The organism is Paenibacillus sp. NPDC058367 (genome assembly GCF_042723305.1).
Classification (GTDB): Bacteria; Bacillota; Bacilli; order Paenibacillales; family Paenibacillaceae; genus Paenibacillus_AQ.
Window position 1 is genome coordinate 362,157 of record NZ_JBHXIZ010000002.1, and the last position, 21,701, is coordinate 383,857.

16 protein-coding genes and 1 pseudogene are annotated in these 21,701 nt (G+C 45.0%); all 17 read left to right on the top strand.

The window, feature by feature from the left end; genetic code table 11:
* The first annotated feature begins 5 nt into the window (after positions 1-5).
* The 17 genes and pseudogenes from ACFWMP_RS12265 to pnp all read left to right on the top strand — a co-directional run bounded on the left by ACFWMP_RS12265 (position 6) and on the right by pnp (position 21,558).
* Positions 6-773, top strand: coding sequence for an undecaprenyl pyrophosphate synthase (locus ACFWMP_RS12265; protein WP_042189423.1), 768 nt, complete (start codon positions 6-8; stop codon positions 771-773).
* Between the two features lie 21 nt (positions 774-794).
* Positions 795-1,598 carry a phosphatidate cytidylyltransferase gene (locus ACFWMP_RS12270; protein WP_379423812.1) on the top strand — a complete coding sequence of 268 codons (804 nt, stop codon included), beginning with the start codon at positions 795-797 and terminating at the stop codon, positions 1,596-1,598.
* Positions 1,599-1,618: 20 nt separating this feature from the next.
* Positions 1,619-2,758: a 1-deoxy-D-xylulose-5-phosphate reductoisomerase gene (locus ACFWMP_RS12275; RefSeq protein WP_042189421.1), complete on the top strand. Its 1,140-nt coding sequence runs from the start codon at positions 1,619-1,621 to the stop codon at positions 2,756-2,758.
* 147 nt (positions 2,759-2,905) lie between these two features.
* A complete protein-coding gene (rseP, locus tag ACFWMP_RS12280) occupies positions 2,906-4,180 on the top strand; it encodes an RIP metalloprotease RseP (protein ID WP_042189420.1) in 1,275 nt (424 codons plus the stop codon).
* 25 nt (positions 4,181-4,205) lie between these two features.
* Positions 4,206-5,654 (top strand): proline--tRNA ligase, encoded by a 1,449-nt coding sequence (gene proS, locus ACFWMP_RS12285; protein ID WP_042189419.1) that lies wholly within the window; start codon positions 4,206-4,208, stop codon positions 5,652-5,654.
* A 271-nt stretch (positions 5,655-5,925) separates the two neighbouring features.
* On the top strand, positions 5,926-10,254 hold the full coding sequence (locus ACFWMP_RS12290; protein ID WP_339242107.1) for a PolC-type DNA polymerase III: 4,329 nt from the start codon (positions 5,926-5,928) through the stop codon (positions 10,252-10,254).
* A gap of 199 nt (positions 10,255-10,453) precedes the next feature.
* Entirely contained in the window at positions 10,454-10,921 is a 468-nt protein-coding gene (gene rimP / locus ACFWMP_RS12295) for a ribosome maturation factor RimP (protein WP_042128863.1), read from the top strand.
* 26 nt (positions 10,922-10,947) lie between these two features.
* Positions 10,948-12,045: a transcription termination factor NusA gene (nusA, locus tag ACFWMP_RS12300; protein WP_042189417.1), complete on the top strand. Its 1,098-nt coding sequence runs from the start codon at positions 10,948-10,950 to the stop codon at positions 12,043-12,045.
* Positions 12,046-12,072: 27 nt separating this feature from the next.
* On the top strand, positions 12,073-12,381 hold the full coding sequence (rnpM, locus tag ACFWMP_RS12305) for an RNase P modulator RnpM (RefSeq protein ID WP_042189416.1): 309 nt from the start codon (positions 12,073-12,075) through the stop codon (positions 12,379-12,381).
* A pseudogene (locus tag ACFWMP_RS12310) lies at positions 12,374-12,695 on the top strand (YlxQ family RNA-binding protein); the annotation flags it as partial. The gene rnpM and the pseudogene ACFWMP_RS12310, both read left to right, overlap by 8 nt.
* Positions 12,690-15,335 carry a translation initiation factor IF-2 gene (gene infB, locus ACFWMP_RS12315; RefSeq protein WP_042189415.1) on the top strand — a complete coding sequence of 882 codons (2,646 nt, stop codon included), beginning with the start codon at positions 12,690-12,692 and terminating at the stop codon, positions 15,333-15,335. The pseudogene ACFWMP_RS12310 and the gene infB, both read left to right, overlap by 6 nt.
* A gap of 18 nt (positions 15,336-15,353) precedes the next feature.
* The gene (rbfA, locus tag ACFWMP_RS12320) at positions 15,354-15,701 is read left to right on the top strand and encodes a 30S ribosome-binding factor RbfA (RefSeq protein ID WP_042128856.1); all 348 of its coding nucleotides are present in this window, start codon (positions 15,354-15,356) and stop codon (positions 15,699-15,701) included.
* Positions 15,702-15,771: 70 nt separating this feature from the next.
* Positions 15,772-16,749 carry a DHH family phosphoesterase gene (locus ACFWMP_RS12325; protein ID WP_042189414.1) on the top strand — a complete coding sequence of 326 codons (978 nt, stop codon included), beginning with the start codon at positions 15,772-15,774 and terminating at the stop codon, positions 16,747-16,749.
* The gene (gene truB, locus ACFWMP_RS12330; RefSeq protein ID WP_042189413.1) at positions 16,746-17,660 is read left to right on the top strand and encodes a tRNA pseudouridine(55) synthase TruB; all 915 of its coding nucleotides are present in this window, start codon (positions 16,746-16,748) and stop codon (positions 17,658-17,660) included. The genes ACFWMP_RS12325 and truB overlap by 4 nt, the downstream gene beginning before the upstream one ends.
* A 37-nt stretch (positions 17,661-17,697) precedes the next feature.
* Positions 17,698-18,645 carry a bifunctional riboflavin kinase/FAD synthetase gene (locus tag ACFWMP_RS12335; RefSeq protein ID WP_042189412.1) on the top strand — a complete coding sequence of 316 codons (948 nt, stop codon included), beginning with the start codon at positions 17,698-17,700 and terminating at the stop codon, positions 18,643-18,645.
* 148 nt (positions 18,646-18,793) lie between these two features.
* A complete protein-coding gene (gene rpsO / locus ACFWMP_RS12340) occupies positions 18,794-19,063 on the top strand; it encodes a 30S ribosomal protein S15 (RefSeq protein WP_036656390.1) in 270 nt (89 codons plus the stop codon).
* 392 nt (positions 19,064-19,455) lie between these two features.
* On the top strand, positions 19,456-21,558 hold the full coding sequence (gene pnp, locus ACFWMP_RS12345; RefSeq protein WP_042189411.1) for a polyribonucleotide nucleotidyltransferase: 2,103 nt from the start codon (positions 19,456-19,458) through the stop codon (positions 21,556-21,558).
* Positions 21,559-21,701 lie beyond the last annotated feature (143 nt).

The following is a 21,701-nucleotide window of genomic DNA, read 5'->3' on the forward strand; positions in this document are numbered from 1 at the left end:
CGGAAATGATCAAACGGGTTCAAGCGTGGCTGAGCCGTAAAGACAGGCAACAGCCAGTCGAGATTTCACCGGATAACATTCCCCGGCACGTGGCTGTTATTATGGACGGCAATGGGCGTTGGGCTAAGCGTCGCGGGTTGCCGCGCGTTGTGGGTCATCAGAATGGCATGAAGGCTGTTAAACGTGCTACAATCGCTGCAGACGAACTGGGTGTTGAGTTTTTGACGATGTATGCGTTCTCGACAGAAAATTGGAAACGACCAAAGGAAGAAGTCGATTATCTGATGCGCTTGCCAGTGGAGTTTCTAGCCATTGAGCTTGATGAACTGATTGAGAAGAATGTCCAAGTACGTATGATGGGGGATACTGATGCATTACCTTCATATACACGTAAGGCTATGGAAGAAGCGGTTTCCCGAACACAGGGGAATACTGGACTTATATTGAATTTTGCTCTTAATTATGGGGGACGTAAAGAAATTGAGGACTGCATGCGCAGCATTGGTAAGGACATCCAATCAGGGGCTTTGTCACCGGAAGATATTACGACTGATCTAATCGATAGCCGAATGTTATCTGGTGGGTTACCAGATCCGGATTTGCTTATACGTACAAGCGGAGAAATGCGACTTAGCAATTTCATGCTATGGCAGCTTGCTTATAGTGAGCTGTGGTTTACTGATGTGTATTGGCCTGAATTTGATAAGGAGCATTTGCATCAGGCAGTTGCTGAATATCAACGCCGTACACGCCGTTATGGTGGACTGAAGTAGCTTGATAGGAGATGGAAACCTTTGAAGCAGCGATTGATTACCGGAATTGTTGCCGGAGCACTATTTTTAGGCTTATGCATGTTGGGAAACTGGCCATACCAGTTGTTACTTACTGCCATGGCTTTTATCGGGTTTTATGAATTTGTGAAAATGATAGGGATACCTGCGCTTTCCGGTTCTACCGTTCTTGGTTATGCAGCCATTCTAAGTTTTATGATCCCTTGGAATTTGCTTGGGATCTCTGCACCCTTATCGTGGGAACAAGGAATTTGGATTCTGCTGCTGTTGTTCCTTTTAGTTACAGTTTTTACTAAAAATAAATTAGATATTCGAGTAACAGCCTTGCTGTTTACTGGTATAGTATACATTGGAATGGGTTTTTCTTATATGGCCATGGCTCGTGCATCGGATGACGGACATGGTTTGTTCTGGACTTTTTTACTCCTTTTCTGCATTTGGGGTAGTGATGCCGGGGCTTACTTTGTTGGAAGAAGCATGGGGAAGAACAAACTTTGGCCAGCCATCAGTCCCAACAAAACGGTGGAAGGTGCAGTAGGTGGGGTACTGATCTCGATGCTAATCGCGATCGTGTTTGCAATATTTGCTCCTGAACATCTAGCGATAGGACGAGCGCTACTTATAGGGCTTTCTTGTGCGGTCTTGGGTCAGCTTGGTGATCTTGTGCAATCTGCCTATAAACGTGCGTATGGTATCAAAGATTCAGGCACACTTCTGCCAGGTCACGGTGGTATTCTTGATCGATGTGACAGCTGGATTATCGTATTTCCATTCGTACATATCCTAACGCTCATGCCTTACTATTAACGGAAGGAGAGGGTATAACTATGAAAAAAATAAGTGTTCTTGGTTCCACAGGTTCGATCGGCACTCAGACTCTAGATGTCATCGCTATGCACCCAGACTCTTTTCAAGTAGATGGCTTGGCAGCTGGAACGAATACAGCGTTATTGCTGGAACAAGTTCGTCGGTTTAATCCTCGTCGTGTTTCTGTTGCAACAAAGGAGTTGGCAGATGAGATTAGATCCAGTCTGCCTTCTGGCATACAGCTATACAGCGGGAATGAAGGTCTTGTTGAGGTGGCAGCTGGTGGAGATGCCGAAATGGTCGTAACGGCTGTTATGGGTAGTGTAGGCCTCCAATCCACGTTAGCTGCGATCGAAGCAGGCAAACATATTGGACTAGCTAATAAAGAGACTTTGGTAACGGCAGGACACCTCGTCACTGATCTAGCTAATCGTAAGGGTGTTAAGTTGTTACCTATTGATAGCGAGCATTCTGCTATTTTTCAGTGCTTAAATGGTGAGAATCTCGCGGATATTGCTTGCATCACTTTAACGGCTTCTGGTGGATCCTTCCGGGATTTCACTCGTGATCAACTCAAGAATGTAACAGTAGAAGATGCACTTCGTCATCCGAATTGGAGCATGGGCGCGAAAATCACGATTGATTCTGCTACAATGGTGAATAAAGGGCTTGAGGTGATTGAAGCGCATTGGCTATTTGGTCTACCTTATGAACAAGTAAATGTACTTTTGCATCCAGAGAGTATCATTCACTCATATGTGGAGTTCCGCGATAGCAGCATTATTGCTCAGCTTGGTAATCCCGATATGCGTGTCCCGATTCAATATGCGCTCACGTATCCCGAACGCTGGGAATCGCCGGCACAGCGTTTGTCGTTAGCTGAAGTTGGACGTTTGACTTTCCGAGAAATGGACTATGAACGATTCCCTGCGCTTAAGCTAGCCATGGATTGTGGAAAAGCTGGAGGGACAGCTACTACTGCTTTTAATGCTGCGAATGAAATTGCTGTTGCTCGATTCTTGAGTCATGAGATCCCATTCCTGCGAATTGAGGAGATCATCGGGGAAGTGCTGCATCGTCATATTAACGAGGACAATCCGAATTTGGAACAAATTGAATCCTGTGATAAGCGTGTTCGTGAGCTGGCAGCAACGCTGTAGAACGTAGTGAAATCTCTAGATAAGCTGGAAATACTTACTTTGCCCTAAAAATAGGTTGGGACAGTTGATTCTCTTGTGCCTGATCGGAGAATAATGATAAATTAAGAGGACATACTTCGGTCTTACACCTAAAGGGGGATGATACGTTTGGAAATGGTTCAAGTCGTTTTATTAACGGTGCTCATGTTTTTTGTCCTGGTGACTGTACATGAATGGGGTCACTATTATTTTGCCAAACGCGCCGGTATTCTCGTGAGGGAATTTGCTATCGGTTTCGGTCCGAAACTGTTTTCTTATAAACGGAATGAGACACAGTTCACTTTGCGTTTACTGCCTTTTGGCGGTTATGCTCGGATGGCTGGTGAAGATCCGGAAATTATTGAAATTGGCTCAGGACAGACCATTGCAGTAAGACTCGGTCAGGATAATAAAGTAAAAAATATTTATCTGGACGCACTGGATACACGTAAAAATGTAATCCGTGGTGAGGCTTTGCATACTGATCTTGAAAATGATCTGCAAATCCGCTTGGATGTGGATGGCGAAGTTACTACTTATGATGTTCATCCTCAAGCGATGATGATTAAAGGAACGCAACAGACTCAAATTGCGCCTAAAGATCGCCAATTCGGTAGTAAAACCGTGGGTCAGCGTGCATTGGCTATTGTTGCGGGTCCTGTGATGAACTTCCTGTTAGCCTTTGTTCTGTTTGCCATCCATTTGCAAATGGTTGGAATTCCGGTGGAGAATCCTACTTATGTTAAGATCGGTGATGTCTCTGAAGGAATGCCTGCACAAGAGGCGGGATTGCAGAAGGGTGACATTATTGTCTCCATCAACGGTGAGAAGATTGGTGCCGATTACCAAAAAATGATTGACTTAACCTCGGAGTCCAAAGGGAAAGAAATGAAATGGATGCTGCAACGTGGTGATGAGACCCTTAATGTGACTCTCGTTCCTCGTAGCATGGAGGGACAAGAAGGCGGTAAAATCGGGATTACACCTGAGCTTCCTACCCGCAAAGCAGGGGTTGGAGAGACGTTGACAGGTTCAGGTAAAGCTATGGTCGATACGACGGAAGCTATCTTTCTGGGCTTTAAGCAATTGATCAATAAATTCAATATGGATGATATTGGAGGTCCGGTTCGTACCTTTGAAGTAACCGGTCAAATTGCCCAACAAGGCATTCAGTATCTTACCTATTGGGCTGCTATCCTAAGCTTGTATCTGGGGATTTTCAACCTATTGCCGATTCCAGCACTAGATGGAAGCCGTCTGGCGTTCTTAGGTGTGGAGGCATTACGCGGTAAACCTGTAGATCCGAGTCGTGAAGGTATGGTTCACTTTGTCGGATTTGCACTGTTATTTTTATTAATGATTGCTGTTACGTATAATGATATTTTACGTTTGATCAGCGGCTAATTTTCTTCGGGAGGCATTCCATTACATGGCAAAAGATAAGCAATTCGTTACGGAAATCACGCCGCAAAGCGAGGATTTCTCACGCTGGTATATTGATGTTATAAAAAAAGGAGACTTGATGGACTACTCTCCTGTTCGTGGCTGTATCGTATTTAAGCCAGAGGGCTATGAAATATGGGAGCATATTCAGGAGGAAATGAACCGTCGCCTCAAGGAAACTGGGCATCGTAATGCTTATTTTCCAGTGTTCATTCCAGAGAGTTTCTTTCAAAAGGAAAAGGATCATATTGAAGGCTTTAATCCCGAACTGCCATGGGTAACTGAGGCTGGTGGAGACGTGCTTGAAGAACGTCTGGCTGTCCGTCCTACTTCTGAGACCATGTTCGGGCACATGTATTCCAAATGGATTCAGTCCTATCGTGACCTTCCTGTACTTATCAATCAATGGGCGAACGTGGTTCGTTGGGAGAAGCGTACTTTACCATTTATCCGCACTACTGAGTTTCTTTGGCAAGAAGGGCATACTGCGCATGAGAATGAAGCCGAAGCTCGTGAAGAAACCATGAAGATGCTGGATAACTACCGTGATTTTGCCGAGACATTCCTTGCCATTCCGGTGATCACTGGACAAAAGACACCTTCCGAGCGTTTTGCTGGTGCAGTAGATACGTATTCTATTGAAGCGATGATGAAAGATGGACGTGCTGTTCAGGCTGCTACCTCACATTACTTGGGTACCAAGTTTGCAACAGCATTTGAGATCCAGTATTTGAGCCGCGACAATAATTTAGAATATGTGCATACGACCTCATGGGGATCCACTACACGCTTGATTGGTTCGCTGATTATGGTACATGGCGATGACCGTGGTCTTGTTCTGCCGCCTAAGGTAGCGCCAACTCAAGTGATTATGATTCCGATCGGACCTCCAAAAACTCGTGAAGCCGTGATTGGACGGACAGACGAGCTGTTCAAGGAGCTGAAGAACGCAGGTGTTCGTGTACGTGTGGATGATCGTTCGGATGTAACGCCAGGTTGGAAGTTCAATGAATATGAAATGCGCGGTATACCTGTGCGCTTGGAGCTTGGACCACGCGATATGGAGAATGGCGTTTGCGTTATCGTATCCCGTGTCACAGGTGAGAAGAAGGTAATTCAGCAGGAGAACCTTGTTGAAGAGGTACAAGCAATGCTCGAGCAGGTTCATAATGAAATGTTCGAACGTGCCCTGAAATTCCGTGAGGACCATTTCTATTCTGTAGATTCCTTGGAAGAAATGAAAGCTTCAATGGAAGAAAAACGCGGCTTTGCACTAGCTGGCTGGTGTGGTTCCGAAGAATGCGAGTCCAAAGTTAAGGAAGAGACAGGTGCGGGTAGCCGTAACATTCCATTCGATCCGGCGGAGAAGAAACAAGTCTGCATTTGCTGTGGTAAACCAGCTGAGCATACTGTGGTTTTTGCAAAGGCATATTAATCTTTTGGTACCGATTAACAGTCTTGTAGTATTTTAATCTAGCTTCTGGAGAGAGGAGTCAGCGGGCCGAAAAAACCCAATGCTTTTTGAATCCAGAAGCTTTTTAAAATATAAGAATTTATAGGCTTACGTAATAAATTATCCTTTTATTTCTCGCATAAACACTTACCGTCCTCATAAGGACGCCGAAGGCGTTTATGCTTGTCATATTGTACTTTCACTGAATATCATTGATTGTGTTTTACGGAGTTATCAAAGGTGGGAGGAAAGCATGGAACAAAACCAGGAGAGAAGAAAAAGATTCGAGCTCTTGATGAAGCAAGGTGAAATTCCACCTGCAATTATGGATCCCTACTTTTTAGATGGATATATAGAACGAGTAGAGATCAGCCGTGGTAACCGAGACTGGCAAATTGTGATTGCGAAAGAAAGTCTGGTTCCAGCGCAGGTATACCGGACATTTTGCCTCAGAATGCGCGAGAAGCTACAGCATATAGCCAAAGTAAGCTTTTTATTCGTATATGATCAAAAAGTTAGTAGAGCAGAGCTAGTCCAAGAATATTGGGGATTGTTTCTGGAGTGGGTGACTCGCGAGATCCCTTCGGTTAATGGCTGGCTGACACGTTCTACCCAAGAGCTTAAAGATGACACTTTAATGCTGACGATGAGTGACTCCACTTCTATGGAGCTGGCTCGTAAAAAAGGCATCGATGGGGCAATTATTAAATTTTATGATAAGTATTTCGGTCTCTCCTTAAAAGTTAAAGTGCTAATGGCAGAGAACGAAAATAATAATGTTGAAGCATACGAAGAATTTCAGCAAAAGCTTCAGCAAGAACAACGCGAGATCGTTGAGCAGATGATGACTGCTGTAGAAACAGAAGCTCCTGCTGATGATAGTGATCCTAATGAAGTAATAAAGCTTCAAGTGGGGTATGAAATTAAGGAACAGGCCGTGCCGATTCTTGAAATTCAAGATGAAGAGAAGAAAATTACAATTCAGGGTACCATTTTTGGTCTGGATCGTAAGGAACTTCGCAATGGCAGTACCTTGTTCACCTTCAGTTTGACCGATTTCACGGATTCTCTACAAATGAAGATGTTCGCGAAGACTAAAGATGATCTGAAGGTTATGAGTCAGCTAGCAAACGGTAAATGGGTAAGAGCACGCGGAAAAGTTGAATATGACCGTTTTATGCAGATTCCTGAGCTAGTGATGATCCCTTCGGATTTAACGGAAGTTAAGGCACCGCCTGCGCGTAAAGATACGGCTCCTAAGAAACGGGTGGAATTCCACCTTCACACTACGATGAGTACGATGGATGCGGTCACTCCGATCACTACCTATGTCAAAACAGCTGCCCAGTGGGGGCATCCTGCGATTGCTATTTCTGATCATGGCGGAGTTCAGGCTTTTCCTGATGCGAACCATGCAGCTCATAAGCATAAGATAAAAATGATTTATGGCGTGGAAGCCAATGTTGTGAATGACTCTGTGAATATTGTCGAGAATGCTCAGCCTTTGGACTTGAAGACAGCTACCTATGTAGTGTTTGATATAGAGACCACGGGGTTATCGATTACCCGAAATAATATTACGGAGCTGGCGGCCATTAAAATGTGTGAGGGTAAAGAAGTAGACCGTTATTCTACTTTTGTTAATCCGCATGAGAAGATCCCTTATCATATTCAGCAATTGACCAATATTACGGATGAAATGGTTAAGGATGCTCCTGATCTTGAACCAGTGCTGCGTAAGTTTGTTGAATTTGTGGGTGACAGTATCCTTGTTGCTCATAACGCCAGATTTGATATGGGTTTTATTCAGGCCTCGTTACGTAAAATAGGTGAACCTGTGCTTCCGAATCCATCTCTTGATACGCTTGAGCTCGCTCGGTTACTATATCCAAGCATGAAGAATCACAGGCTGAACACATTAGCCGATAAATATAAAGTTCTTCTGGAAAGCCATCACCGTGCGATTGATGATACCATAGCACTCGGCGGTATATTAACAGGATTGCTCGCAGATGCTGAAAAGATGAAGGGCATGACCCGCCTTGATCGACTAAACGATTATGTGGGTAATGATCTTTCGAACACAAGACCGTTCCACTGTAATATTTATGCACTTAATCAAGTAGGCAAAAAAAATCTCTATAAGCTCATTTCCATGTCACATACGGAATATTTCAAACGTGTACCTTGTATTCCAAAATCCAAGCTGGAAGAGCATAGAGATGGACTGCTAGTGATTTCCGGTTGTGAACGTGGAGAGTTTTTTGAAGCAGTACTCAACAAAACGACTGAGGAAGCCATGGAGGTTGCTCATTTTTATGATGTGCTGGAGATTCAGCCATTGACCATGTACATGCACTTGGTGGACAAGGGCTTTGTAGCAGGCCCTGATGAGCTTCGCGATGTAGTCCGCAAGGTTTGCGAAATAGGGGAACAGTTGAATAAACCTGTTATCGCAACGGGGAATGTGCATTATCTTGAACCCCGGGACAAGCTGTACCGTGATATTACGATTAATGGGATCACAGGCTTTAGTCCGCTTAAAGACCAACGCAAACCGGATGCACACTTCCGCACAACGGATGAAATGCTGTCTGAATTCGAATTTCTCGGTGCTGAAAAAGCGATGGAAGTCGTGGTTACGAATACAGTTGAGCTGGCAGAACGTTTTGAAGAGCTGGAGCTATTTCCAGATAAGCTATTTACACCAATTCTTGAAGGGGCGGACGAAGAAATTCGCGAGACCTGTTATAACACTGCCAAATCCATTTATGGCGAAGAACTACCTGAGGTAGTTATTGCCCGTTTGGAGAAAGAGCTTGCACCGATTATTAAATTCGGGTTCTCTGCCAACTATTTGATTTCTGAACGTCTCGTTAAAAAATCAAATCGAGATGGATATCTCGTAGGCTCGCGGGGTTCTGTAGGCTCTTCTGTAGTAGCTACATTTCTTGGAATTTCAGAAGTTAATCCTTTGCCTGCGCATTATATTTGCCTAAACCCCGAGTGTCGCCATAGTGAATGGTTCCTGGACGGTAGTGTGCGTAGCGGATTCGATTTACCAGATAAAGTCTGCCCGGATTGCGGTCAGAAGCTCAAAGGTGAAGGCCAGGATATTCCGTTCGAGACCTTCCTTGGATTTAAAGGGGATAAAGTTCCCGATATCGACTTGAACTTCTCAGGGGAATATCAGCCGAATGCACATAACTTTACCAAAGAAATGTTTGGTGAGAAAAATGTATTCCGTGCCGGAACGATTGGTACCGTGGCTGAGAAGACAGCCTTCGGATTTGCAAAAAAATACGAAGAACTTCACCAGAAACGTTGGCGTGGAGCTGAAGTTGGCCGTCTGGCGGCCGGTTGTACAGGCGTTAAACGTAGTACGGGACAGCATCCTGGTGGTATAGTCGTTGTTCCAGACTATATGGAGGTAGAAGATATTACGCCAGTACAATTCCCGGCGGATGATGTCAATGCCGAATGGAAGACCACACACTTTGATTATCACGCTTTTGACGCGAATCTGCTGAAGCTTGATATTCTGGGTCATGATGATCCGACGATGATGCGGATGCTGCAGGATTTGACAGGTGTTGATCCAACTTCTATCCCGATGAATGATCCGAAAGTAATGAGCATGTTTAACTCTACAGATGCGCTTGGAGTGAGACCTGACGAAATCAGATCACCGGTTGCGACCTATGGTGTGCCCGAAATGGGCACCAAGTTCGTACGTCAAATGCTTATTGAGTCGAAACCATCCAGCTTTGCTGACTTACTGCAAATATCAGGTTTGTCTCATGGTACTGGAGTTTGGCTTGGTAACGCGCAAGAGCTTATAAAGAATAACACTTGTAACATTAAGACCGTTATCGGTTGTCGGGATGACATCATGCTCTTCTTAATTTATAAAGCGGGAATGGATGCGAGCTTGGCCTTTAAAATTACCGAGAGTGTTCGTAAAGGTAAAGGTTTATCTGACGAATGGATCGAGGAAATGAAAAAGTGCAAGGTTCCACAATGGTATATTGATTCTTGTCTGAAGATTCAATACATGTTCCCGAAGGCGCATGCTGCTGCATACGTAATTTCTGCAGTACGTACCGCCTACTTCAAGCTGTATCATCCTATTGAATATTATGCGACTTATTTCTCTGTACGTGCAGCAGATTTTGATATTGAATTGTGCTGTAAGGGATATGAAGCGATCAACCGTCAGATCGTAGAAATTGAGCAAAAAGGATTTCAAGCTTTGCCAAAGGAAAAGGCTATGTTGCCTGTCCTTGAGATGGCTTTGGAGATGACGGCACGTGGGTTTACATTCAAAAACATTGATCTTTACCGTTCGGAAGCGAATAAGTTTATTGTTGATGACAAGAGTTTGATTCCTCCGTTTTCCGCATTAGCGGGAATTGGTGAGAATGCTGCTATCAACATTGCCGCTGCGAAAGATGCCGGGGAGTTCCTTTCTATTGAGGATTTCCAGCAAAAATCCAAGGCGAGTAAGACAGTTATTGAGCTGCTAACCAATATGGGCTGCTTCCGCGGCCTACCGGAGAGCAATCAACTTTCCCTATTTTAAAGGCTTTAACAACACTTATTTCATGGCTAGAAAAGAGAGCTCCAAAGGGGGAGTCAAGGGCTAGCACTTGTCAGTCCAGACTCACTATGGTATAATTTCTTTGGTAATAATGAGATAAGTCCGTTGTGTAAAGAGTGGGGAAACCCACTCTTTATCTTTGGTATATAGCAAAAGACAAGTTCGTGGAGGTAATTTTCTTTTGAGCACACCCAAATCTAAAATTAAACAAACGGTAGAGCAGATGCTCGGGCCCTATCTCGACGACAATGGTTTCGAACTGGTGGACGTTGAATACGTGAAGGAAGGCTCCAATTGGTTTCTGCGTATATTCGTAGATAAAGAAGGCGGCATTGATATTGATGACTGCGGAAGCATTAGCGAATATTTCAGTCAGCAGTTGGATGAGAATGATCCTATCCCTGAGGCATACTTCCTTGAGGTTTCCTCACCGGGAGCAGAGCGTCCTCTCAAAAAAGCTGCGGATGTAGCTAAAGCGGTAGGTAAGGACGTGTATGTGACTGTTTATGAGCCGATTCAAGGACTCAAAGAATTTGAAGGTCGTTTGCTCTCGTTCGAGAACGAGGAACTGCTCATCTCCGCGGGCAAAAAAGAACATGTAGTACCGTATGCCAAAGTCGCAAGCGCGAGATTGGCCATTATTTTTTAACGTCTTGAAAGGGGGGCCGGAAATTCATGAGTATGGAGTTTATTGAAGCAATGAATGAGCTGGAAAGGGAGAGAGGCATCAGTAAAGATGTGCTGTTCGAAGCGATCGAAGCGGCGCTGATCTCTAGTTATAAACGTAATTTCAATGCAGCACAGAACGTGCGTGTTGACATGAACCGCAACACAGGTGTCATTAAAGTGTTTGCCCGCAAGCTAATTGTTGAAGAGGTCCTGGATACTAGGACTGAAATCTCATTGCCGGCAGCCAGAGAAATTAACCCGCATTTCCAGCTTGAAGACATTGCTGAGCTTGAAGTAACACCACGTGATTTCGGGCGTATTGCTGCACAGACTGCAAAGCAGGTTGTAACACAACGGATTCGCGAAGCAGAGCGTGGACTCATCTATAATGCCTTTATTGACAAAGAAGATGATATTGTAACAGGACTTGTACAACGTCAAGATATGCGGAACATTTACATTGATCTTGGTAAAATCGAAGCGGTCTTGCCGCTTAGCGAATTGATGCCAGGTGAGAAGTTTAAACAAAGCGAGCGTATCAAGGCTTATATCACTAAAGTTGAGAACACCACCAAAGGACCGCAAATTATGCTGTCCCGCAGTCATCCCGGATTGCTGAAGCGTCTGTTCGAACTAGAAGTTCCGGAAATCTTTGATGGTGTAGTTGAAATTCGTTCCGTAGCTCGCGAAGCTGGCTTCCGTTCGAAGATTGCTGTGTATTCCCGCAATCCGGAAGTGGATCCAGTTGGTTCTTGCGTAGGCCCAAGAGGAACACGCGTTCAAACCATCGTTACTGAGCTTCGTGGCGAGAAGATCGATATCGTCCGTTACTCTGATCTGGTGCAGGAGTATGTCGCTAATGCACTCAGCCCTTCTAAGGTGCTTGAAGTTCAAGTCTTTGAAGCAGAGAAAATGGCACGGGTGATCGTTCCTGATTATCAATTATCACTGGCTATCGGTATTAAAGGGCAAAATGCACGTCTTGCCGCTAAGCTTACCGGCTGGAAAATTGATATCAAGAGTGAAAGTCAAGCGGAGCAGGAATACGGTAGACCGAGAACTTCTATTGATGAAATGCATCAGGATTCCGTCTCCATTGATTAATTAACCTGCTTGACGGGAGGCGTATGTATGAAACAAAGAAAGGTGCCGCTGCGCAAATGCGTTGCTACCCAGGAGATGATGCCGAAAAAAGAGCTGATTCGAGTGGTTAGAACGCCCGAGGGTGAAGTACTGATTGATCTGACAGGAAAGAAGTCAGGCCGTGGTGCTTACATATGCGGCAAGCTTGAATGCTTTAAGCTGGCACAGAAGAATAAAGCACTTGACCGCGCTTTGAAATGTCAAGTGAGTCCTGAAATCTATGACCAGCTTGCCCGGGAGTTTACTTCCGTGGAAGAGCAGTTTCTAGCAGCAAAGGATAGTGAGGATAATGAGTAAGGCGCTTTCTTATTTAGGGCTTGCCATGAGAGCAGGCAAGATAGTCACCGGCGATGAGGCTGTACTCAAAGCTGTACGGTCTTCAGAGGCGAAGCTGGTCGTTCTGGCAGGTGACGCTTCAGATAATACCCAAAAAAAGTTCCGTGATAAATGCGGAACCTACGATATTCCACTAGTAATCGCATTTCACCGAGACAGCCTCGGTGCAAGTATTGGTAAAGACCAGCGTGTAGTACTGGCCATTACGGATAAAGGATTCGCGGAAATGATCTCCAAGCAACTCGGAGATACTGTCGGAGGTGGATTTATTGACTAAAGAAGAGAACAAAGATAAATTGCGCGTGTACGAATACGCCAAGTCACTAAACATGAGCAGTAAAGAAATTATTACAATTCTGAAGCGTTTGAATGTCCCTGTGAATAATCATATGAGTGTCATGGAGAACGGTTCCGTGAACAAAGTAGAGCAATTCTTCAAGGATATCAAGTCGAACGCTGCAGCCAAACGGGATACCAGCTCTAGCAGCCGTCCGGTGACAACCGGTGCGGTAACTGCCGAACCCCAAAGTGCTCAGAATGCCAACAAAAATCAACAGGAAAAGCAGGTAGGTATGAACAGTAACCAAAACAACAACCAATCGACGACGTCCCCAAGGCCCCAAAGCGGACAAGATTCCCGCAGAACAACAACAGGTTCAACGCAGAATGCACGTCCGCAACAAAGCGGAGCTCCACGTACTAACAGTACTAGCGGAAGCCGTCCGCAAGGAAGTAGCACAGGCGGCAATCGTCCACAAGGTAGCAACACTGGTGGCAGCCGTCCGCAGGGAAGTAATACTGGCAGCCGTCCACAAGGTAGCAGTACCGGTGGTAGCCGTCCGCAAGGCAGCAGCACTGGTGGCAGCCGTCCGCAAGGTAGTAATACCGGTGGTAGCCGTCCACAAGGAAGCAATACTGGCAGCCGTCCGCAAGGACAAAGCAGTGCACCACGCACTGACAGCCGCCCACAAGGTCAATCTGGCACTGGCGGTGGCTTCACACGCGGTGACGACAGAGGTCCTAAGAAGAACACAACTGGTGGTAGACCAAATACGAACAATAGACGGTTTGATGATGGCAAAGGCGGTAACTACCGCGGTCGTGGTGGTAAGAATGGCCGCGGCAAGAATCAGCCAATGGTTCACCGTGAGAAGATCGATAACACACCTAAGAAGATTATCGTTCGTGGTAGCATGACTGTTGGTGAAACAGCAAAATTGCTTCACAAAGATGCTTCTGAAGTAATTAAGAAGCTGATCTCAATGGGTGTTATGGCAACCATCAACCAAGAGCTGGATATCGACACCATCCTGCTACTCGCTGCTGAATTCGGCGTAGAAGTAGAAGTGAAGATTCCTGTTGATGAGGATAGCTTTGAAACTGTGGAAGAGAATGATGCTGAAGAAGAACTTCAGTCACGTCCTCCAGTAGTTACGATCATGGGTCACGTTGACCACGGTAAAACTACTTTGCTGGATGCCATTCGTTCGACGAGTGTATCTCTAGGCGAAGCAGGCGGAATTACACAGCATATCGGTGCTTATCAAGTTGAAATCAACCAGAAGAAAATCACGTTCCTAGATACACCTGGTCACGAAGCATTTACTGCTATGCGTGCTCGTGGTGCACAGGTAACAGATATGACTATTATCGTAGTTGCTGCTGATGACGGTGTTATGCCTCAGACCGTTGAAGCTATTGCACACGCTAAGGCTGCTGGACTTCCGATTATTGTCGCTGTTAATAAAATCGACAAGCCGGGTGCAGATCCTGACAAAGTGAAGCAAGAGCTTACAAGCTATGAACTCGTTCCTGAAGAGTGGGGCGGAGATACCATCTTCGTTAACCTTTCTGCAAAACAACGTATTAACTTGGAAGAACTGCTGGAAATGATTCTGCTCGTTGCTGAAGTAAATGAGTACAAAGCGAACCCTGACAAACGGGCACGCGGTACGGTTATAGAAGCTGAGCTTGATAAGAATCGTGGACCAGTTGCACGTGTTCTGGTACAGAACGGTACATTGAAAGTCGGCGATGCTTTCGTAGCAGGTAACTGCTTTGGCCGTGTACGTGCGATGGTTAATGATAAAGGACGTAAGATCAAGGAAGCTGGACCTTCCACTCCAGTAGAAATTACTGGTTTGACTGAGGTACCACAAGCTGGCGATCCGTTTATGGCTTTCGAAGACGAGCGTAAAGCCCGTGCGATTGCTGATAGACGTTCCACATCCCAACGTCAATCTGAGCTGAATACGAACACCCGTGTAACATTGGATGATTTGTTCCAGCACATTAAAGACGGCGAAATCAAAGACCTTAACGTTATCATTAAAGCTGACGTACAAGGTTCAGTCGAGGCACTTAAAGGTTCCCTGGCAAAGATCGAAGTGGAAGGCGTCCGCGTGAAGATCATTCACAGTGGTGCTGGTGCCATTACGGAATCCGATATTACACTTGCAGCAGCATCTAATGCTATTGTTATTGGCTTTAACGTTCGTCCGGACGCTCAAACAAAGGCAGCTGCTGAACAAGAAAAAGTAGATGTTCGTCTCCATAACATCATCTACAATGTAATCGAGGAAATTGAAAGTGCAATGAAGGGTATGCTTGATCCTATCTATAAAGAGAACGTTATCGGTCACGCTGAAGTACGTAGCGTCTTCAAAATCAGTAAAGTGGGTACCATTGCAGGTTGTATGGTAATTGATGGTAAAATTACCCGTAATGCTGAAATGCGCTTGATCCGTAGCGGAATCGTTGTATTTACAGGTAAAGTTGATACCTTGAAACGCTTTAAAGATGATGCCAAAGAAGTGGCGCAAGGTTATGAATGCGGCATAACTTTGGAACGCTATAATGACGTCCAAGAGGGCGACATTATCGAAGCGTTTCTTATGGAAACTGTAGAGCGCTAAGCGAAGAGGTGAATATAGATGTCTAAAATTAGAGCAGGACGAGTGGGCGAGCAGATCAAGAAAGAGCTTAGTCAACTTATCCAAAGCGGACTGAAAGATCCTCGAATCGGTTTTGTAACTGTAACTGGCGTAGACGTGACTAACGATCTGTCGCAAGCGAAAGTATACCTAAGCGTGTTCGGGGATGAAGAGCAGAAGTCAGGCTCCCTTAAAGCGATTGAGAAAGCTAATGGTTTTCTTCGCTCCGAGCTTGGCAAGGCGATACGCCTTCGGCATACACCGGAACTGATCTTCAAGATCGATGAATCTGTCGCTTATGGCAGTCACATTGAGAAACTTCTTGGAGAGCTTCATAAGAACGATTAGAAATAGGTACTAAAAGGAGTTCAAAATAGCTCAAGGCTATTTTGAACAACCTTTATAAAGGAGACGGCGAATGCAGAGCTATGAACAAAGTCTCCAGCAGACCCGTGAGTTTCTGCTGGAACACGACGATTACCTTGTAGTGTCGCATGTTCAGCCGGACGGAGATGCAGTCAGCTCCACCCTAGCGGTGGGCTGGCTTCTCTCATGTCTGGGCAAAAAATACACTATGCTGAATGAAGGACCGATACCGAAGCGGATGGAATATTTATGGCATTCGGATGAAATCATCAATATGGCCTCTAGTGAGCCGCCCCGTCAATACAGCAATGTGATCTGTGTGGATTGTGCTGATTTTCAGCGAGTAGGACTGACTCATCGCTATTTTGCGAAGGATGCTCTAATCCTGAACATTGACCATCATCCCACTAACAACGGTTATGGACTTGTGAATTTAATTAAACCGGATGCTGCTGCGACTGCGGAAATTTTGTTCGATCTGCTGAAGACGTTCGATATTGAATGGGACATTGATATCGCCACAGCTTTATACACAGGTCTTTTGACAGATACTGGTGGATTTCGATATACCAACACATCACCAAAAGTAATGGCAGCCGTATCTGAACTGCTTTCTTATGGCGTTAACGGTCCTGAACTGGCTGAGACATTACTTGAAGAAATGACATTGCCGCAGATTAAAATTTTAAATAAAGCGTTAAATACTCTTCAATTATCACCCGAAGGGGATATTGCCTGGCTCTATGTTACACCGGAGGATATGATTGAATGTGCTGCTGCTAATGAAGATTTAGAAGGTCTCGTGAACTACCCTCGCAATATTCGAGGTGTGGAGGTAGGGATTTTGTTCAAAGTCATTCATGAACATGCGGTTAAAGTTAGTTTGCGTTCTGCTGGTAAGGTGGACGTGGCTGATCTAGCGCAAACGTTTGGAGGTGGCGGTCATACCCGTGCTGCAGGCGCGCGTATAGAAGCTACACTCGAAACGGCAATATCGCAAGTGCTTGAGGAGGTAAGACGTCATTTATGAGTGAATTAGAAGGTGTACTGGCGGTTTACAAGCCGGCCGGCTTCACTTCACATGATGTTGTGGCCAAGGCACGTCGTATTCTTGGCATGAAACGGATCGGACATACGGGAACGCTTGATCCACAGGTAACAGGTGTGCTGCCACTTTGTCTGGGCCGTGCTACTCGTGTCGTGGAGTATATTCAGGAGTTGCCCAAAGAATATGTGGCAACACTGAGACTAGGGATGTCCAGTGATACTGAGGACTTAACTGGGACTATTATAGAAACTGTAGATGAGGTGCATGTAACTGAAGAAGAGATTCTATCAGTGCTCGCTTCATTTAAAGGGGTTATTTCTCAGGTTCCACCGATGTATTCTGCGGTTAAAGTTGACGGCAAACGTCTTTATGAGTTAGCAAGAGAAGGTAAAACCGTTGAACGTAAAAGCCGTGAAGTAGAGATTTATGAAATTGAAATGACGGATATGACTTGGGAAGGCAATCATCCCGATATCACATTCCGGGTGCTTTGCTCTAAGGGGACGTACATTCGTACGCTCTGTGTCGATATCGGACGAGCACTTGGACTGCCGGGTGTGATGGTGAAACTAGAGAGAACGATGTCGGCAGGGATTTCAGCCAGTCATTGTCTTACGCTAGAGGATATTGCGACTCACAAGGAAGCCGGAACATTGGAAGATCATTTAATCGCTGCAGACGAAGCCATTTCTCATATGCCAAAGCACACTGTAATGGATGAGAAAAAGAAGGCAGCTTTGCAGGGGCAGCGTTTGTCCTCACGATTTATAGCTCCAGAGGTGAAGACGAACAGTCAATTTCGGCTATACGATCTTCAAGGTGGATTTCTTGGCATTTATGAATTGGAAGATACAGGTGCAATTGCTCCAGTGAAGGTATTTGCACAAGCTTAAATCAATTTTACCAAGTGAATTGTAGGTGAGAAACAGCGTGAGAACCGTAACGTTAACTTATCCGATGTCTCCGGAGACTGCTGCAGAGTGGGCTCAGCCTCAAGTGGCTGCTCTAGGGCAGTTTGACGGATTGCATCGTGGACATGCTAGCGTCATTACATCCGCTGTGGCCCTAGCCCGTAAACAAGGTGTGCCGGCCGCAGTCCTTACATTTCATCCACATCCTAAAGATGTTATGGGTAAGGGTGATTATGAAGGGTATTTGACGCCACCCGTAGAAAAGCAGGAGATTCTTGCTAGTTTGGGTGTCGATATCTTATATGTTATTGAATTTAACGAGCAGCTTTCCCGTGTAAGTCCACAGAATTTTGTCTCTGTTATGCTTTTGCCGCTACATATTGTAACTGCAGTTGTCGGCTTTGACTTTCGTTTTGGTTATCAAGGTGAAGGCGATGTTGAAATGCTTCGCAAGCTGGGTGAAGGTGTTATGAATGTAGAGGTTGCTCCCCCTTTTCTGCTAGATGGTGAGAAGGTCAGCAGCTCCGGCATTCGTAAAAGTCTCCAAAACGGGGATTTAGAGCTGGCAAACTCCTGGTTCGGACGTTGCTACTATCTGCGTGGTGAAGTGGGTCATGGTGAGAAGAGAGGTCGCACCATTGGTTTTCCAACGGCGAATTTGAAGCTCAGTGCTCATTTTGTCATTCCGACTAAAGGTGTATATGCGGTCCGAGTCTTTTATAAGGATAAAGTTTTGTACGGGGTCATGAATGTGGGCGTTAAACCTACCTTTCATGAGGGTGTATTGACGCCAAGCTTTGAGGTCCATCTGTTTGACTTCGAAGGTGATTTGTATGATCAAGAGCTTAAGGTGGAGTTAGTATCTTACATTCGTCCTGAACGAAAATTCGAATCCATTGGTGCATTGATTACTCAAATCGGTGAGGATGCAGAAACCGCGAAGAAGATTTTGGGGTATAATCTATAGTCATCCCGGACAAGCCGTTTACTTTTGTTAATGGAGATGCTATACTAATAAACGTTGCTGGCTTACAGCACCATAACCTTAGCTTGGTTGCACGTTCTCACCGACGGTGACGAGGCTAATGGCGATTATATTGAAGGAGGTGAACAGGATGGCATTAACTCAAGAACGTAAACATCAATTGATCGACGAGCACAAAACTCACGAATCCGATACTGGATCCCCTGAGGTGCAAGTTGCTATCCTAACGGAGAACATCGTTAATTTGACTGACCACTTGCGTACGCACAAGAAAGATCATCACTCCCGTCGCGGATTGTTGAAAATGGTTGGACAACGTCGTAAACTTCTGGCGTATTTGAAAAACAAAGACATCAGACGTTACAGCGCCCTGATCGAAAGACTGGGATTGCGTCGTTAATTTTCCATAAGATAACCCTTAAAGCAGCCTGGTTGTATACCGTATGTCCTTCTCGGAGCGACAGCGGGACAGCTGGGTTGCTTTTTGAAAATTTAGGGAAAACTTTATAGCAAGACTGATGAGATTATTCGTAAAAACGGCCACTTTACATCATCTGTAAGACTTAGCCGTTTCTTCTTATATGTATACAGAACAGGTTACATACCTTAAATTATAAGAAAGTATAAGTTTCATGCTATACTTTATCCTTATAATTCTCGCATAAACGCTACCGTCCTTATAAGGACTCCGAAGGCGTTTTTAGCTTGGGGACAAGCCTTTCCGATTCATTAGATCGATATGTGAACCTGCAATATTTGACTGCGGGTCTACTACTATTCAAGGAGGTATTTATGGAAAAACGTGTAGAAATGCAGCTAGGCGGAAGACGCCTTGTGCTGGAAACGGGCCGACTAGCTAAACAAGCAAACGCAGCCGTTATGGTGCGTTATGGGGATACTTCGGTATTATGTACCGTTACGGCATCGAAAGAGCCGAAGGACCTGGATTTTTTCCCGCTTACAGTTAACTATGAGGAAAGATTATATGCGGTTGGTAAAATTCCGGGCGGATTTATTAAACGGGAAGGTAGACCGAGTGAGAAAGCGATTCTGTCCAGCCGTTTGACTGACCGTCCAATCAGACCACTGTTCCCTGAAGGTTTCCGTAACGATGTTCAGGTATTGAACATGGTAATGAGTGTGGATCAGGACTGCGCACCAGATATTGCTGCTATGATCGGTACTTCAGCTGCACTTAGTATTTCCGATGTGCCTTTTGATGGACCCATCGGCGGAGTTGCTGTAGGTCGGATTAATGGAGAATTTGTGATCAATCCGGATATGGCTCAGCAAGCAATCAGTGATATTTATGTAGTGGTTGCTGGAACGAAGGAAGCAATCATGATGGTTGAAGCAGAAGCGAATGAAGTGACGGAAGATGTGATGCTCGAAGCGATTATGTTCGGTCATGATGAAATCCGTAAGATCGTTGCAACCATTGAAGAACTGGTCAAAGTGGCTGGTAAAGAAAAAATGGCTGTGAAGCTGCATGCAGTGAATGCTGACGTGAATACTGAGGTCCGTGCATTTGCTGAGGCTCGTCTGGTGGAAGCCGTTAAAATTGCTGAAAAACATGCTCGTCAGGAAGCCATTGATGTCGTTAATGATGAAGCGGTTGCGTATTTCGTAGAGAAGTACATAGAAGCACCGGAGCTTCTGAAAGATGTTAAAGAAGTCCTACATGATATTGTGAAGGATGAAGTAAGACGTCTAATCACGCATGATAAGGTTCGTCCAGATGGACGTAAACTGGATGAAATCCGTCCGATTGAATGTGATACAAGCCTGTTGCCGCGTACACACGGTTCCGGTCTGTTCACACGTGGACAAACACAAATCCTTAGCGTTTGTACCCTTGGAGCTCTAGGTGATGTACAAATCCTCGATGGAATCGATCCTACTGAAACGAAACGTTTCATGCACCATTACAACTTCCCTCCGTTCAGCGTAGGGGAAGCTCGTCCGCTTAGAGCACCAGGACGTCGTGAAATCGGTCACGGAGCACTTGGAGAACGTGCATTATCCAAGGTAATTCCTAGTGAAACTGAATTCCCGTACACGATTCGTCTAGTATCAGAAGCGATTGAATCTAATGGTTCTACTTCTCAGGCAAGTATCTGTGCCAGCATTCTGGCTATGATGGACGCTGGTGTGCCAATCAAAGCACCAGTAGCCGGAGTAGCAATGGGTCTGATCAAAGACGGAGATCATGTCTCCATCCTGACGGATATTCAAGGTATGGAAGATCATCTCGGAGATATGGACTTCAAGGTAGCTGGTACAGCAGAAGGTGTTACAGCTATTCAAATGGACATTAAGATTGCCGGTATCGACCGCAACATTCTTCAAGATGCACTTCAGCAGGCTAAAGAAGGCCGTCTGTTCATCTTGGACAAAATGAATGAAGCGATCTCTGCACCAAGACCTAATCTGTCCAAATATGCTCCAAAAATCATTATTATCAACATCAATCCGGACAAAATCCGTGATGTTATCGGTGCTGGTGGTAAGATTATCAATAAAATTATTGAAGAAACCGGCGTGAAAATCGACATCGAACAAGATGGCCGTGTCTTTATCGGTTCTTCAGATGAAGAAATGATCCAAAAGGCTCGTTCGATTATCGAAGGTCTTGTGCGCGAAGTACAAGTCGGAGAAATCTATGTGGGTACAGTTAGACGTATTGAGAAATTTGGTGCATTTGTTGAACTTATTCCGGGCAAAGACGGATTGGTACACATTTCCCAATTGTCTACTGAGCGTGTAGCTAAGGTAGAAGATGTTGTTGCTATTGGTGACACCATTACCGTTAAAGTTACCGAGATCGATCCACAAGGTCGGGTTAACCTGTCTCGTAAAGCAGTGTTGACTTCGGAAACTGGAGCTAAAGCGTAAGATTGATCTTAGTAATAACCTTTACTAAAGGGATCTAATTTCATTATTAAAAGAGACAGAAGCGATTTGCGTTCTGGCTCTTTTTTTATATGAACGAAGCTGGAAAACTGTAGCAAACATTCCTATCTATTAGTCTTGTATCT

Coding starts and splice junctions, on each gene's coding strand:
- ACFWMP_RS12265 (WP_042189423.1), top strand. CDS start 6: ATGATCAAACGGGTTCAAGCGTGGCTGAGCCGTAAAGACAGGCAACAG.
- ACFWMP_RS12275 (WP_042189421.1), top strand. CDS start 1,619: ATGAAAAAAATAAGTGTTCTTGGTTCCACAGGTTCGATCGGCACTCAG.
- proS (WP_042189419.1), top strand. CDS start 4,206: ATGGCAAAAGATAAGCAATTCGTTACGGAAATCACGCCGCAAAGCGAG.
- ACFWMP_RS12290 (WP_339242107.1), top strand. CDS start 5,926: ATGGAACAAAACCAGGAGAGAAGAAAAAGATTCGAGCTCTTGATGAAG.
- nusA (WP_042189417.1), top strand. CDS start 10,948: ATGAGTATGGAGTTTATTGAAGCAATGAATGAGCTGGAAAGGGAGAGA.
- rnpM (WP_042189416.1), top strand. CDS start 12,073: ATGAAACAAAGAAAGGTGCCGCTGCGCAAATGCGTTGCTACCCAGGAG.
- rbfA (WP_042128856.1), top strand. CDS start 15,354: ATGTCTAAAATTAGAGCAGGACGAGTGGGCGAGCAGATCAAGAAAGAG.
- ACFWMP_RS12325 (WP_042189414.1), top strand. CDS start 15,772: ATGCAGAGCTATGAACAAAGTCTCCAGCAGACCCGTGAGTTTCTGCTG.
- truB (WP_042189413.1), top strand. CDS start 16,746: ATGAGTGAATTAGAAGGTGTACTGGCGGTTTACAAGCCGGCCGGCTTC.
- rpsO (WP_036656390.1), top strand. CDS start 18,794: ATGGCATTAACTCAAGAACGTAAACATCAATTGATCGACGAGCACAAA.
- pnp (WP_042189411.1), top strand. CDS start 19,456: ATGGAAAAACGTGTAGAAATGCAGCTAGGCGGAAGACGCCTTGTGCTG.